Below are 13,839 nucleotides of genomic sequence, written 5' to 3' on the forward strand. Positions count from 1 at the left end.
AGACCTACCATGCTGGATTCAATCAAACAATTTTCATCCACATTTTTCGTTACGGGCGATCCGCTGATTCTTGGAGCTCAAGTCTCCATTGCTATCTCAATGGTGGCTATCGTATTGGCCTTGACGATTTTCAAAAAATGGAAGTGGCTTTGGACCGAATGGCTAACTACAGTTGACCATAAAAAAGTAGGGATTATGTATATCATCGCTTCGCTGCTGATGCTGTTCCGCGGCGGTGTTGATGCACTGCTCATGCGTACACAGCTTGCACTTCCGCAGCTTGAGTTTCTGCAGGCTGAGCATTATAACCAGATTTTCACAACGCACGGCGTTATTATGATTTTATTCATGGCCATGCCGCTCATGTTCGGTCTATTCAATATTGCGATACCGCTGCAAATCGGTGCTCGCGATGTCGCTTTTCCGTTCCTGAACTCGCTTAGCTTTTGGCTGTTCTTCTTTGGCGCGATGCTGTTCAACCTGTCCTTCATTATAGGGGGCTCACCCGATGCAGGCTGGCTTGCTTATCCGCCGCTCTCGGAGCTATCGGGCAGTCCTAGTGTCGGTCAAGACTTTTATATATGGGGCATACAAATTTCCGGGATCGGGAGCTTGGCGACAGGCATTAACTTTATCGTAACGATCCTGAGAATGCGTGCTCCCGGCATGACGTTAATGAAAATGCCAATGTACACATGGTCTGTATTTACAACCTGCATCATTATCATTTTTGCCTTTCCGATCTTGACCGTTACGCTTGCCCTGCTGTTCCTGGACCGCTTCCTCGGCGCACACTTCTTTACGCTAGATGGCGGCGGTAATCCGATGATGTATATCAACTTAATCTGGATGTGGGGTCACCCTGAGGTTTACATTGTTATTCTGCCTGCATTCGGTATCTTCTCGGAAATTGTTTCAACGTTTGCCAAGAAAAAGCTGTTCGGTTATAAATCAATGGTATTTGCGATGTTTTCCATTAGTATTATGTCCTTCTTTACCTGGGCGCATCACTTCTTCACGATGGGCTCCGGTGCCAATGTGAATATATTCTTTGCCATAACGACCATGATTATCGCCATACCAACCGGTGTCAAAGTGTTCAATTGGCTGTTCACGCTGTTCCGAGGAAAAATCACATTCTCCACGCCGATGATGTGGACCGCAGCTTTCATCCCCTGCTTCATTGTAGGTGGGATGACAGGCGTGCTGCTCTCTGTTGCACCAGCTGACTTTCAATTTCATAACAGTTACTTCCTGATTGCGCATTTCCACCAGGTGCTGATCGGTGGTGTCGTATTCGGATATTTTGCCGGGTTATACTACTGGTGGCCGAAGATGTTCGGCTTCAAGCTGCATGAGGGACTCGGGAAATGGGCCTTCTGGTTCTGGAATATCGGCTTCTACGTCTGCTTTATGCCGCAGTATGCACTTGGTTTGATGGGCATGACGCGCCGCTTTAATGCCTATGACTTTGATATGGGCTGGCAGCCGCTTAATGTCATCTCCACCGTTGGCGGCTTCTTGATGGGGATTGCGTTCATATTCCAGGTATGGCAAATTGCCCACAGTATCAAGTTTATGGAAAAAGATACAACAGGCGATCCATGGGGCGGACGTACGCTCGAATGGTCCATTCCGTCACCAGCACCGCTATATAACTTTGCAACCATTCCACGGGCAGACACGCTGGATCCGTGGCTGGAAGAGAAAAATAAACGTGCAGCCGGTATTGCCACTCCTGCACCGGAGATCGAACCGATTCATATGCCAAGAAACTCTGCAATCCCCTTCATCATGTCAGTCTGCTGGTTCGTTGCAGGCTTCGGGTTCGTCTGGAGCTGGATGTGGATGGCTATTCCTGGACTTATCGGCGTCGTTGTCTGCTTGCTGGTTCGCTCCTTCACTTACAACACCGACTACTATATTCCGGTCGATGAGGTTAAACGTACAGAAGCTGCATTAAGGGGGTCCCATTAATGGCACAGACAATTACCAACAAGTCTTCCGCACACAGCGGCGGACATGGACATGGGCACGCTAACGAGCATGACCATCATCACGATGGCCATGCCGATCAAGAATCCATGAAGACCTTCGGCTTCTGGCTGTTTCTGATAACAGATTGTATTTTATTCGGTACGTTATTTGCCACCTATGTGGTGTTAAGATTGAATACGAACGGCGGTCCCACAGCTCATGAGCTATTCGAAATGCCTGGCGTCATCGCTGAGACCTTCATCCTGTTAACGAGCAGCTTTACCAGCGGCTTGGCCGTTCTCGCCATGAATCAGGGCAATAAAAAGGCCTTGATCGGTTGGCTGGCTGTCACTGTACTGCTTGGCGCATCCTTTATTACGCTCGAAGTATCCGAGTTTATTACTATGGTGAACGAGGGCGCGACGATCTCCACCAGCGCATTCCTGTCTGCCTTCTTCACGCTCGTCGGTACGCATGGCCTTCACGTATCGCTTGGACTCGTATGGATGATAGGCATCATGATCCAGCTCAGCCGCCGCGGTATCACCGATGTGACAAAACGCAAGGTTACGATCATCAGCTTATATTGGCATTTCCTTGATATTGTGTGGATCTTCGTGTTCACAGTCGTCTACTTAATGGGGGTGATGTAAATGGATAATCACAACGCTGAGCCACATCAGGCACATGGCGGATCCTTGAAATCCTATACAATTGGGTTTATTTTATCCATTGTGCTGACCATCATTCCGCTCGTACTTGTCATGAACCATATGCTTAACACTACCGCAACGCTTGTCATTATTCTTTTAATCGCTGTTTTACAGTTCGCGATACAGATGATCTTCTTCATGCACATCAAGGAAGAGCAGAAACCGCGCTACAACCTGATGGCTTTGATACTGGGTCTTGTTATTCTCGTGACGATTGTATCCGGCTCGATATGGATTATGACGTATAATGCGGTTGCACATTAAAAAGCTGCCATAGTACGTGAAAATATCCCAAGCAACATGAACAAACCCGTAAGGGACAGCTCAAGAAATCTGCTGTCTCTCACGGGTTTTCATTTTCTTGCACATTATTCCGATAAACTGCCTCCACGATACCTCAACGCGTTGACAATCGATACTGCTTAGGCGTCATCGCCACATGCCTCTGAAATGCCCTGTTCAAATTTCTTTCGGAATACCCGACCATCGAGGCAATTTCCGTAATACTATGGTCTGTTACCTCCAAGAGCTTTCGTGCCTTTTCCACCTTGTATTTCATCAGGTACTCGATAAAGGAAATACCTGCTTCCTGCTTAAACAGACGGCTTAAATATGAAGGACTCATGTTGACCAGCTCCGCGCACTCAATCAACGAAGGCAAGCCCTCGTTAGCCTCAATATGTGCACATACCCTTTGTACGGCAAGCTTCGTCGTATTATTCCTGATTTCTTCCGTAATTTGCCGGTGCATCGGAAACAAGATCTCCACAAACCATTCATGGACCTCTTGGTACGTTTGCCTGGCCTTGAGCTGCTCGAATAAATTGTCACCAAGACTATCCAATACACCGTAACCCATTTCCTCCAGTGACTGAATGATGGAAGATAACAGCACCAGATAGCACTGCATCGCTGTATTATATGAATCTGATGCCCGTACCCGCTGCGAAAATTGCACCAGGGTCTCCTCGGCAGCTGACAGCTCGCCCTGAAGCAAGAATTCAACCATATCCAGCTCAAAGCTTTTTGGATAATTAAAAATTTTCAGCTTATCGTTAGGAACGGCTAAGCGGTTGTAGTAGAGTACATGCTGACTTTCGCTAATTAATCGGTATTGCAGAGCAAGCTTAGCTTCATTATAGGATTCTGATAGCAGGGCGATGTTCTCACGCTGCCCTCCAACCCCAATTGAAACCTTAAATGACAAGTACGTCTGCAAAGCCTCGCAGATTTTATCCGCATACCCTTGAATCGTACGTGCAATTTCGTCCTCGTCAGTACTGCTGTTAAAATGCACAATACCAACTGCTTCCTTCTCATCCTTCTCTACTACAAATCCTTGTGCCGGGGCGCAATGCTCCAGCAATTCGAGCATCACATTTTTGATAGCAAACACAATGATCGCGCCTTCATTAGGCAAAAACCTTTTTTCCTTGAACAAATTTTCCGCCATCACAACCAGTACCACATAGATGCCATCCTGTGGAATCCCGTACGTACGACAGGACGAATCTAAAGCTTCTTTACGGATTGCCAATGTATTGCCTAACACATTCAGTAGAAATTGATCGCGTAAATCCGGCTGAATCTTTTTCACATAGCTGTCCAAGGATTCCGCCTGATCTCTCAAATAAGTCAAGCAGGAGCGGATAAACTCGATTTCATTGCCCTTGATGCCGGGAGTCCTCGTCGTACCTACATTCCGCAGCTGTTCGCCATATTTAAGGAGCTTGTCGATGGGGCTGTATGCCATCTTGGAGAATACAATCGTCAATACTACACCGAGAAGCAAAAAAATCAACACGGAAAGGGCGATAAACAAACGAAGCCATGTCAGTTGGCTTGTCATTTCGCGCTCCGGCATCAGTGAAACATAGGTTCTTCCGAGAGCCGTTCGATAAAATACGGTCAGCAGACGCTCACCTTGATCATCGGTTTGGATAAAACGGTCGGTATCGCTATCATCCGATAGGACACGGTTTAGCAGTGGCTGTGTACTGGCAGACTTGCCCAGCAAGAAATCATTGGACGAGTGCAGCATAATATGATTTTTGCCATCCATAACTAATAGATCCTGGGTACGCAGGCTAGAGCCGGAATTGAACAGCAGCTTGCGTATTTCCGCCTCTCTGACCTGGAAAATCATAATACCCTGCGGTTTGCCATAATTCGTTACTGGAAGCCGACGTACGTATGAAATACAGCCATCCTGAGCGGAAGAAGGCAGGTATACCCATTCCGATTTATTCTCCATAGACAGAACCTTTAAGATATTGTCACGCTGCGGGAAGTTCTCCAAAGTGGCTGCTCCGTACCCGCTCGATATCGCAATATCGCTTGCGCTTTGATAAAAAACAACCTCACGAATCAAGCTGCCGGAATTCTTTTGCACCAGCAGTGTTTCCAGTATCTCTGACTGCTCCACATAATGCTCGGCAAAATCGGGCTGACCAAGAACGGCTTTGATCGAGGGCTGAATCGATAGCTGCAGCGATTGATATTCGATTTGCGTCAATACATTTTCCATACGTTCCTTCAGCTGCAATAACGAGGCATAGCTGTCCTCCTGAAACTGCTGGGTCAGCTTGTTCTCAGACACGTGTAAATAAGCGCTGCCCAGAAGAAAAATGGGCAGCGAAACCGAAATACATCCCAACCAGACCAGACGGCTTAAATAGTTTGTTCCGGGGAGCATGGTGCCAAGCAGCGCAAGCCCCCTTTGTATCCAGTATTTCATAGACGCCTCCCCGGCAAACAGAGGTTGTTACTTGCCTAAATAGCTTTTATAATTTTTGGCGAATTCCTGATACGCTTGCTTCGTTTCTGGAAGATTATTGATTTTATCAACATACTGCTTGTATTCGTCCATGCTGATCTGGCCGACAATCACCTTGGTCACCATCGATTTCCACTCGCTCTCATATTTGGACCACACATTGATCCATGAATCGGACACCAGGAAGCGGAACGGGTCCACCTGGCCAATTTCATCGAAGTTGGCTACTTCCTTGATTTTGGCATCATTGTAGGCTTTGCTTCCGGATGCACTGATAACTTTACCCCACTTCTGATAGGTAAGTACTCCGACTCCTTTACTTGTTGTATTGACTTCCTTAATCCCTTTCTCGTTCAGTACCTTTTGTCCATCGACTACCGTATAATGTATACCCTCTGTACCGTAATAGGCAAAATCGGTGATGCTTTCCGAGGCCGTCTTCTCAAAATAATCAAGAAGCTGCCATACCTTGGCTTCAGGTACCTGCTTGGATATCAAGAAGCCCCCACCGCCGCCTATTGCTAGATCAACCGCCATGCCTTTAGGACCTTTAAGCGCCAAATTCAGAATCTGCGGATTTTTTTGTCCGGCTTTTTCCATCGCGGTCTCCCACTGCTTATCCCACCAAATACTTCTTGGATAGGAAGCGGCACGGCCTGTCTGGAATAGCTCCTCGGCTTGGGTCGTTTTCATGACTGCAAATTCCTTGGACAATATACCCTCTTTGTAAAGCTTCTGAAACCAGGCGATCATCTCCGTGTACTGCGGATTCAAATTGGTATAGATCAAGCCTCCAGCAGCATCGTAGGTAGGCTGCGATGCGCCAAATCCAGCGGCAAAGGAAGCATCCCCATCGCTCACGATTACTCCATGGCCGATCAAGCCAAGCGTGTCCTTCTTGCCATTGCCGTCAATGTCGGCATCGATGATTTTTTTCAAGGCGTCCGCATATTCATCCAGTGTAGTAGGTACCGGAATTTTCAACTGATCGAGCCAGTCCTTACGGATTTTGATTCCTGGGTCTACTCTTGAACGTGATCCCGGCAGCGAGTAAATTTTGCCATCTATCGTTCTGTATTTAAAAGCATCCTTAACCAAATTATTTTTCATATTCGGGTATTTGCTAAAATCACCGAGAAACGGGGTGAGGTCCCAAAACGCGCCATTTTTGATCGCACTGAGCAAGGTTGCCTTCTTGAAATCGGGAACAGCAACGACCTCAGGCAGATCACCGGAAGCGAGCAGCAAATCGAGCTTTGTGTTCAAATCACCAGAGGGGACCCATTCCACATTAAGCTTGGAGTTAGTCCTTTTTTGCCATTCCGACCAATAATCATCATTCATATTCGGCACTTCGTTATACAATCCAGCGAACATTTTGATCGATAACGGTTTATCTGCATCCTTGCTTTGTCCTGATGGCGCTGAACCCTTGTCCGTCCCGGCTACCTTATTCGTCTCCGTCGGACCCGAACAACCCGCAGCTGTCGCAAGCGCTAACATCAGTGTCAACGTCATATACACCCTTTTATTCTTGTGCTTCATCCGTTTAAATCCTCCCCATTGTCATTATCGATGCGCAGCTCCTATATGCTACCAGAGCGCTCAAGTCGAATTATATACGGCTTAGGAAAGGCAGAATACGGACAATACTTTTCCATCGCTGCTCAAAAAGAAATGTCCTGCCCTACCGCCGTACTTAGTAAGGAAAAGCGGGGATCATTGCTGTTAACGAAAGAAAAGTCCGGTATATTCCATCCACTTCAACACTGATTTGGAGCAAAATTAGACTCTAGCTCCCGACTGTCTTACCACTCATTCGCGCCTTGAATTCACCAGGCGAGCAATGATTGTGCCGTTTGAATAATTTATAAAATTGCGCAGTGCTCGGGATCCCTACCTCACAGGCAATTTCCGTAATGCTCAGATCACGGGTCGCCAGCAGCCGTTCGGCTTTTTTGACGCGCTTGTAGTTAACGAACTCGATAAAAGACAGTCCCATCGTTGTGCGAAAATAGCGGATAAAATAGGCGTAGCTCAAATTAAGCAGGCTGCAAACCTCTTCGACTGTAATTTTCTCACCTAAATTCCGCTCCACATAATCAAGTGCAGGCCGCAAACGAACCACCTCCAGCTCCGTATCACCCTGAAGCAGCATCCGGGAGTCATAGCGCAGCAAAAGCAGCAGCAGCTTTTTGATTGAAGCCCCAATTGCCAGCTCGTAGCCGCGCTGCTGCGACTGGGACTCCCTATATATCTCGTTCACAAGTGAGAAAGCCTCTTCGCAAGCCTCAGGATGCTCCCTGAATATATAATTCAATGTGCTGAGCGGCTGGGTCAGCTCGGAAAAGCAGTGCAAATAAGGTAGTGAGCTTTGGTCAAAATGCTGCAGCAAGTCGACCTGAAGCACAATGAACCTTAGCGGGGTTGGCATTGCTTTATGAATTCGATGCAGCTGCGAGGAGCCGAACAGCATAACATCCCCATAGTCCTGGATACGATAATCATCCTTCGTTTGTATGCCGGCACGACCTTCAGTTATGGCTAGAAATTCAACCTCTTTGTGATAATGCCAAGGCCATACCTCGGGAATCCCTACTGTCTGTTTGTCGGACTGTACCTCCCATACCTTCAAAAAAAGGGATGGGTTCTGATAGATAACGAGTTCCTCTCTGACAGGATCATGCCGCGTATCCATTGTAATAGTCATAAACGAATGCACCTCATCGGTTTCATTTAAGAAGATTGTTTCCTCTTATAGATTGAGATCTACATATGTTGAGTATAACACAGGATCTTTCAATAAAATCAAAAAGGTCATTTTTGGAGAAGGAACGGGCAGTTTTCAGTCTATCTTTTGTGTAAGCGGTTGCCTATAATCTGAGAAGAAAGCACATATCCTGATTATATAATGGAGGTATTCAATATGAGTACAAAGCTGCGCGTTACCGTCTGGAATGAATTCCGTCATGAACAAAATAACGAAAAGGTTCGGGCCGTCTACCCCCAAGGTATCCATCACGCCATTGGTGAAGGTCTTGGCGATGCTTTTGAGATCAGCTATGCTACCTTGGATGAAGAAGAGCATGGGTTAACCGAAGAGAAGCTGAACGGTACGGACGTTCTGATCTGGTGGGGGCATAAAGCGCACCGTGAGGTGACTGACGTCATCGTCGACCGCGTTCATAAACGTGTACGTGAGGGCATGGGTTTAATCGTGCTGCACTCCGGACATTTCTCCAAAATTTTCATGAAGCTGATGGGTACCTCATGCAATTTGAAGTGGCGTGAGGCTGACGAGAAGGAACGGCTGTGGGTCGTATCCCCCGGACATCCGATTGTTGAAGGCATTGGTGAATACATTGAGCTTGAGCAGGAGGAAATGTACGGCGAGCACTTTGATATCCCGCAGCCGGACGAATTGATCTTTACAAGCTGGTTTGAGGGCGGAGAAGTATTCCGCAGCGGCTGCACGTTCCATCGTGGACAAGGCAAAATCTTTTATTTCCGTCCCGGTCACGAAACTTATCCTACTTATTATAACGAACAAATTCGACGCGTTATCCGCAACGCCGTATCGTGGGCAGCGCCAACCACTCGTCCAGTGCCTGTCTATGGCAACAGCAAGCCGCTGGAGACGATCCAAGGAGGTAAGTAATATGTCGGAAGCTGTCCAAGCTAATAAGCCTTTCAGGGCCGTTCAGGTCGGCTGTGGCAACATGGGCAAACGTTGGGTCAAATATGCGCTTTCGAGAGAAGACGTCGAGATTGTCGCTTTAGTAGATATTTATCCAGCTGCCGCGGAAGCGATGGCTAATGAGCTCGGTCTTACCTGCGGTAAATTTACCAGCCTTGAGGAAGCCATACGTGCTACCGGAGCCAATCTGGTGATGGACGTTACGATACCCGAGGTTCACAAAAGCGTCGTTATGACAGCCACAGCGCTCGGCTGCAATGTGATCGGAGAGAAGCCGATGGCCGCCTCCATGCAGGATGCAATTGAGATGAAGAACTTCGTGAATCAACATAATAAAAACTACATCGTTATGCAGAACCGCAGGTACAATAAACAAATCCGCGAGGCGCGTGGAATGATCGAGCAGAACGTCATCGGACAACCTGGATTTATGAAAGCCGACTTTTTCCTTGGGCCGCACTTTGGCGGCTTCCGCGAAGCTATGGACAACCCGCTCATTCTCGATATGGCCATCCATACCTTTGACCAGGCTCGTTTTCTGCTCGGTGCCAACCCGGTATCCGTGTACTGCCATGAATTTAATCCGCCTTATTCCTGGTACAAAGGCAATGCTTCGGCAGTTTGCATATTTGAAATGTCGGACGGTACCGTGTTTTCCTATAATGGCTCATGGAGTGCTGAAGGCGCTCCAACCTCCTGGGAAAGTGCGTGGCGAATTGTCGGCTCCAAAGGAACCTTGATATGGGATGGTAAGAACAGGCCCTATGCCGAAGTCGTACCCGTAGAACCGGCTCAAGGAGCCTTTATGAACGAACATATGCAAGTTTACCCTTCCGCAGTCTGGGAAGGCCGTGAGGGACACGATGGCTGCTTTGAGGAGATGTTCACCTCGCTCATCGAAGGTCGCAAGGCAGAGACTGACTGCTCGGATAACCTGAACAGTATGGCAATGGTGTTCGGTGCGATCGAAAGCGCGAAGCGTGGGGAAAAGGTACAGATCAGCTCCATTCTCAGCAACTTATAGGTTAAAGGTTCCGCAAGCGAATTTAGTGAACCAAGCCATTTACACGTACGGTCTTGGTTCACTACATTCGAATCAAAGTAAACACTCATAGTACCTGCTGCTTTACAGAGCCTGTCCATTGTCGCTAGACTTTATTGCCTTATAAATGAATGAACAAAAAAGATGAGGATCAATTGATCCTCATCTTTTTTGCACTTCCATGATGCCGGTGAAGGGACTCGAACCCCCACTCCCTCTCAAGAAACGGATTTTGAGTCCGTCGCGTCTGCCATTCCGCCACACCGGCAAGTGTATGGCGCGCCCTGAGAGATTCGAACTCCCGGCCTTTTGATTCGTAGTCAAACGCTCTATCCAGCTGAGCTAAGGGCGCGCGGTATATAATTATATTCTGCATTCCAGCAGTTATTTTTGCGCTGCTTCATGTGCGCAAGAAGTATAATATCACGAATAAAATACGAATGCAAGCAAAATATTAAAATATTATTTTTTTTATAAAAAACCATGCATATTCTCCATTCTACAGCTCACAGAAAATGAACTTCATTACTCCTTTTTTCTCATCACATACCAGCTATCTACTCGATCTGGGTAGTAAATGTGATCGATTATTTCATATTTCAGCTTCTGATACAATTCAATATTTCCTGGTATCGATAAGCGTACTTCCACCCTGGTTTCCAATATTCCTTTGGCTCTAGCTTGTTCCTCAATAAAGCTCAGCAGCTTTTTACAAATCCCATTCCCTCTGTAGGCAGGTGTGACTGACACTCTTCCTATGTACATGTGTGAATCTTTAAATTTATAACGGGCCGATCCAACAGCGGTCTGATCCGCCCAGGCTATCACCGCTCCGCCGCCCTGCTGCATGATTTTAATAATATCGTCCGTTGTTTCGGAAAGCGCCCCTGAGGGCGGATTCAACTTACCTGCGTACTCCTGAAAAGCTTGCTGCATCGTGTACAGGATCAGATCAGCTTGATCGATATCCGCTTCTTTTACCTCAATGTTCATGACTGTCACTCCGTCTATATAAGTTCACTTACAGCTACAACCGTTTTTCAAAACAGATGGGGATGATTCTACTCTGGCGAACTGTCCTTACGATTAAATTCTTGCTCCAATTTGGAGTGAAGTAAGGAATCGTGCCATTTGCCTTTATGGTGCATATGTTCTCGCAGACGCCCTTCATAAGTCATTCCGATTTTCTGCATGACCTTGGCTGAACCGATGTTGTCAGGACGACAAGTGGCGTAGATTCGGTGTAATCCATGAGTTTGAAATCCAAAGCCAAGCATAGCCGTAGCAGCTTCAGCTGCGAAGCCTTGTCGCCAAAATTCCGGATTGAAGCAATAACCAATCTCACCCTGCTTCGGTTCAGATAGGTGAATACCGCATCCACCAATAATCTGATTCGTCGCCTTCAGTACGACAGCCATTTCATAATCCTTTCTCGACTGCACCTGCTGCTGCTCGATGACTCTGCTCACAAAATCCTTGGTATCCTCCTCTGTATTGGGCCCCCAGATCATATGTGTGGCGACCAAAGGACTTGAGGCGTACAGATGCACGGCTTCCCAATCTGCTTGTATAAATTCTCTTATTATCAATCGCTCCGTAACTAGCTGCATCCACATATCTCCTCTCGCTTCAAAGTATTTATAGCGCAAAAAGGAATGCGTCTCATCAAGCAGCATTCCAATACACCCTTAATACGATTATAGGATATTATTCATAAATTTGGAATTAAAATCTCTAGGCGCTTCCAGTCAGCCCCCACGCTTGTATCCACCCTCGGAGTGCATAACCTGCCCGGTAATCCATTCTGCTTCATCACTTGCCAAGAAGGCGATAAGCCGTGCCACATCCACAGGTGTTCCTATCCGTCCTCTCGGAAATCGAGACAGCAGTTCAGCTTTGATAGAGTCTGACATCCAGCCGGTATCGGTTGGCCCAGGGTTGACTGCATTAACTGTGATTCCTTTATCCGCTACTTCAGCGGCCAGCGTCTTGGTTAGCACCTCTATTGCACCTTTTGTCATCGCGTAGGCTAGCTCCTGTTCCATAGCTCCAAGAGATTGTCCTGAGGTCAGGTTTATGATTCTCCCGCCTGTACCTTTGTTAAATCTGCGTGCGAACTCCACACTTAATAAGGAGGCTGTTCGCATATTCACAAAATAGTGTGCATCCAGTATCGAGGAAGTCAGCTGTTCGTAGCCATCTCGAGTCGAATATGCTGCATTATTAACAAGAATCGACGGTTCTCCAAGCTCCTGCTCCACCGTATTCAGAACTTGGTTGAACGAGTCTGCTTCAGATAGATCAACTTCTATAAATTTGCAGCGAACTCCATAGCTCTCTACTTGCTGCTGGATTTGAAATGCTTCATTATCATGGACTCCCCAAGGCATTGTACGATCATAGCTTGGCCACGTTGTAAAAAAGATATCTATTCCCGCCTGCGCCAGTGCGTTGCAAATTGCAGCACCAATTCCTTGCAAACGTGTTGCTCCTGTAACGACAGCTATTGTATCAAGTGAATTGTTCAATCGATTCATATTGGCCATAAAAACCTCCATCCTTCACAGCCGTATTTATACCCTCTTCTATAAGCAGCCTCAAACTTCGTTCGACCTATTTGATTTAAAGGTTTGCAAAGGACCTTCGCCATCATCACGTCTGCCTTCTTCGTAATTATGATCTGCATACTCGGAAATAACCTTTCGCCAAAACAGCTGCGATGAAGCATTATTTTCTATTTGTCCCACCCTCCATATCCCCGGAAACATGTCAAACAAGCTGATCGCCACCTTGCTTCCTATTCCCATTCTTCTAAATTTCTTCATCACAAAAAACTCTGCCATCGAATAGATCGTATCCCCTTCTGTATCGACTCCAAGCGCTCTCACCAAAGCGAAGCCAGCCAGCTTCCCATCAACTCGTATAAAAAAAGCATATCTTCCGTCCTCAGTCCAGTAATGATCCAAATATGGATAATCGTAGTATCCCTGCTCGTTAACATCATCAAGCTCATACTCGCTAAAATCATATTTATACAGCTCCATTAGCTGTCTCAGTACTGATTTTTGTCCATAAGCCACTTTTTCTAATATCATGCTCATAACTCCTCGCTATCCGCTATTTCTTCCTATTATTATCCATATTGAAAGGGTGCTTGAATATGGATTTTTTGTATGTAATTAAGAATTCCTATCCGTGTTTCTACTATTATAATAGTCTTCTTATTTCTGAGCTTGTCCAAAAAAACAAAAAAAACCTTGATAGACAAGGTTTATCGGTTTTCACTATATGTAATTAGCATTAAATTTAAAATGGTCGGGACGACACGATTTGAACATGCGACCCCCTGGTCCCAAACCAGGTGCTCTACCAAGCTGAGCTACGTCCCGACAATATATACAATTAGGAACTACATGGTGGCTCGGGACGGAATCGAACCGCCGACACGAGGATTTTCAGTCCTCTGCTCTACCGACTGAGCTACCGAGCCTTATGTATTTTCATTATAATGGCGGAGCCGACGGGATTCGAACCCGCGATCTCCTGCGTGACAGGCAGGCATGTTGGGCCACTACACCACGGCTCCACAGTGTTTTCGAAGCTTACTTATCTTCGAAATTATTAAGTTGCGGGG

At 46.7% G+C, this 13,839-nt stretch carries 12 protein-coding genes and 5 tRNA genes; 5 read left to right on the forward strand and 12 right to left on the reverse strand.

The genetic code is table 11. The features are described from left to right. Positions 1-9: 9 nt before the first annotated feature. The 3 genes from LRL21_RS12580 to cyoD are packed head-to-tail and all read left to right on the forward strand — an operon-like array spanning position 10 to position 2,954. Positions 10-1,977 (forward strand): cbb3-type cytochrome c oxidase subunit I, encoded by a 1,968-nt coding sequence (locus tag LRL21_RS12580; RefSeq protein WP_240416117.1) that lies wholly within the window; start codon positions 10-12, stop codon positions 1,975-1,977. Then, a complete protein-coding gene (gene cyoC, locus LRL21_RS12585) occupies positions 1,977-2,630 on the forward strand; it encodes a cytochrome o ubiquinol oxidase subunit III (protein ID WP_240416118.1) in 654 nt (217 codons plus the stop codon). The genes LRL21_RS12580 and cyoC overlap by 1 nt, the downstream gene beginning before the upstream one ends. Beyond that, positions 2,631-2,954 carry a cytochrome o ubiquinol oxidase subunit IV gene (gene cyoD, locus LRL21_RS12590; RefSeq protein WP_083689773.1) on the forward strand — a complete coding sequence of 108 codons (324 nt, stop codon included), beginning with the start codon at positions 2,631-2,633 and terminating at the stop codon, positions 2,952-2,954. Positions 2,955-3,087: 133 nt separating this feature from the next. Here cyoD and LRL21_RS12595 read toward each other — a convergent pair whose 3' ends face one another. The 3 genes from LRL21_RS12595 to LRL21_RS12605 all read right to left on the reverse strand — a co-directional run bounded on the left by LRL21_RS12595 (position 3,088) and on the right by LRL21_RS12605 (position 8,176). Continuing rightward, positions 3,088-5,427, reverse strand: a complete 2,340-nt coding sequence (locus LRL21_RS12595; RefSeq protein WP_240416119.1) for a helix-turn-helix domain-containing protein — start codon at positions 5,425-5,427, stop codon at positions 3,088-3,090. A gap of 27 nt (positions 5,428-5,454) precedes the next feature. Next, positions 5,455-7,011: an extracellular solute-binding protein gene (locus LRL21_RS12600; RefSeq protein ID WP_240416120.1), complete on the reverse strand. Its 1,557-nt coding sequence runs from the start codon at positions 7,009-7,011 to the stop codon at positions 5,455-5,457. Positions 7,012-7,258: 247 nt separating this feature from the next. After that, the gene (locus tag LRL21_RS12605) at positions 7,259-8,176 is read right to left on the reverse strand and encodes a helix-turn-helix domain-containing protein (protein ID WP_240416121.1); all 918 of its coding nucleotides are present in this window, start codon (positions 8,174-8,176) and stop codon (positions 7,259-7,261) included. A gap of 216 nt (positions 8,177-8,392) precedes the next feature. Between LRL21_RS12605 and LRL21_RS12610 the strand changes: the two genes are divergently transcribed. Next, positions 8,393-9,124: a ThuA domain-containing protein gene (locus LRL21_RS12610; RefSeq protein ID WP_240416122.1), complete on the forward strand. Its 732-nt coding sequence runs from the start codon at positions 8,393-8,395 to the stop codon at positions 9,122-9,124. A gap of 1 nt (position 9,125) precedes the next feature. After that, positions 9,126-10,187 carry a Gfo/Idh/MocA family protein gene (locus tag LRL21_RS12615; RefSeq protein ID WP_240416123.1) on the forward strand — a complete coding sequence of 354 codons (1,062 nt, stop codon included), beginning with the start codon at positions 9,126-9,128 and terminating at the stop codon, positions 10,185-10,187. Between the two features lie 203 nt (positions 10,188-10,390). Here the strand turns inward: LRL21_RS12615 and LRL21_RS12620 are convergent. The 9 genes from LRL21_RS12620 to LRL21_RS12660 all read right to left on the reverse strand — a co-directional run bounded on the left by LRL21_RS12620 (position 10,391) and on the right by LRL21_RS12660 (position 13,791). Beyond that, positions 10,391-10,473 (reverse strand) — tRNA-Leu (locus LRL21_RS12620). 7 nt (positions 10,474-10,480) lie between these two features. Then, positions 10,481-10,557: transfer RNA gene (locus tag LRL21_RS12625), tRNA-Arg, on the reverse strand. Positions 10,558-10,730: 173 nt separating this feature from the next. Then, positions 10,731-11,198, reverse strand: coding sequence for a GNAT family N-acetyltransferase (locus tag LRL21_RS12630; RefSeq protein WP_240416124.1), 468 nt, complete (start codon positions 11,196-11,198; stop codon positions 10,731-10,733). Positions 11,199-11,266: 68 nt separating this feature from the next. Continuing rightward, a complete protein-coding gene (locus tag LRL21_RS12635; protein WP_240416125.1) occupies positions 11,267-11,815 on the reverse strand; it encodes a GNAT family N-acetyltransferase in 549 nt (182 codons plus the stop codon). Positions 11,816-11,953: 138 nt separating this feature from the next. Continuing rightward, positions 11,954-12,742 (reverse strand): SDR family oxidoreductase, encoded by a 789-nt coding sequence (locus LRL21_RS12640; RefSeq protein ID WP_240416151.1) that lies wholly within the window; start codon positions 12,740-12,742, stop codon positions 11,954-11,956. 60 nt (positions 12,743-12,802) lie between these two features. Then, positions 12,803-13,300 carry a GNAT family N-acetyltransferase gene (locus LRL21_RS12645; protein ID WP_240416126.1) on the reverse strand — a complete coding sequence of 166 codons (498 nt, stop codon included), beginning with the start codon at positions 13,298-13,300 and terminating at the stop codon, positions 12,803-12,805. A gap of 217 nt (positions 13,301-13,517) precedes the next feature. Further along, a tRNA-Pro gene (locus tag LRL21_RS12650) sits at positions 13,518-13,594 on the reverse strand. A 25-nt stretch (positions 13,595-13,619) separates the two neighbouring features. Then, a tRNA-Phe gene (locus tag LRL21_RS12655) sits at positions 13,620-13,695 on the reverse strand. 19 nt (positions 13,696-13,714) lie between these two features. Further along, positions 13,715-13,791, reverse strand: a tRNA-Asp gene (locus LRL21_RS12660). Positions 13,792-13,839: the final 48 nt, after the last annotated feature.

The sequence above is a fragment of the Paenibacillus periandrae genome (assembly GCF_022458865.1).
Lineage (GTDB): Bacteria > Bacillota > Bacilli > Paenibacillales > NBRC-103111 > Paenibacillus_S > Paenibacillus_S periandrae.

Excerpts from the sequence above, each read along its gene's own strand:
- LRL21_RS12645 (WP_240416126.1), bottom strand. The coding sequence starts at position 13,300 with ATGATATTAGAAAAAGTGGCTTATGGACAAAAATCAGTACTGAGACAG.
- LRL21_RS12595 (WP_240416119.1), bottom strand. The coding sequence starts at position 5,427 with ATGAAATACTGGATACAAAGGGGGCTTGCGCTGCTTGGCACCATGCTC.
- LRL21_RS12580 (WP_240416117.1), top strand. The coding sequence starts at position 10 with ATGCTGGATTCAATCAAACAATTTTCATCCACATTTTTCGTTACGGGC.
- LRL21_RS12630 (WP_240416124.1), bottom strand. The coding sequence starts at position 11,198 with ATGAACATTGAGGTAAAAGAAGCGGATATCGATCAAGCTGATCTGATC.
- LRL21_RS12605 (WP_240416121.1), bottom strand. The coding sequence starts at position 8,176 with ATGACTATTACAATGGATACGCGGCATGATCCTGTCAGAGAGGAACTC.
- cyoD (WP_083689773.1), top strand. The coding sequence starts at position 2,631 with ATGGATAATCACAACGCTGAGCCACATCAGGCACATGGCGGATCCTTG.
- LRL21_RS12610 (WP_240416122.1), top strand. The coding sequence starts at position 8,393 with ATGAGTACAAAGCTGCGCGTTACCGTCTGGAATGAATTCCGTCATGAA.
- LRL21_RS12600 (WP_240416120.1), bottom strand. The coding sequence starts at position 7,011 with ATGAAGCACAAGAATAAAAGGGTGTATATGACGTTGACACTGATGTTA.
- LRL21_RS12640 (WP_240416151.1), bottom strand. The coding sequence starts at position 12,742 with ATGAATCGATTGAACAATTCACTTGATACAATAGCTGTCGTTACAGGA.
- LRL21_RS12635 (WP_240416125.1), bottom strand. The coding sequence starts at position 11,815 with ATGCAGCTAGTTACGGAGCGATTGATAATAAGAGAATTTATACAAGCA.
- cyoC (WP_240416118.1), top strand. The coding sequence starts at position 1,977 with ATGGCACAGACAATTACCAACAAGTCTTCCGCACACAGCGGCGGACAT.
- LRL21_RS12615 (WP_240416123.1), top strand. The coding sequence starts at position 9,126 with ATGTCGGAAGCTGTCCAAGCTAATAAGCCTTTCAGGGCCGTTCAGGTC.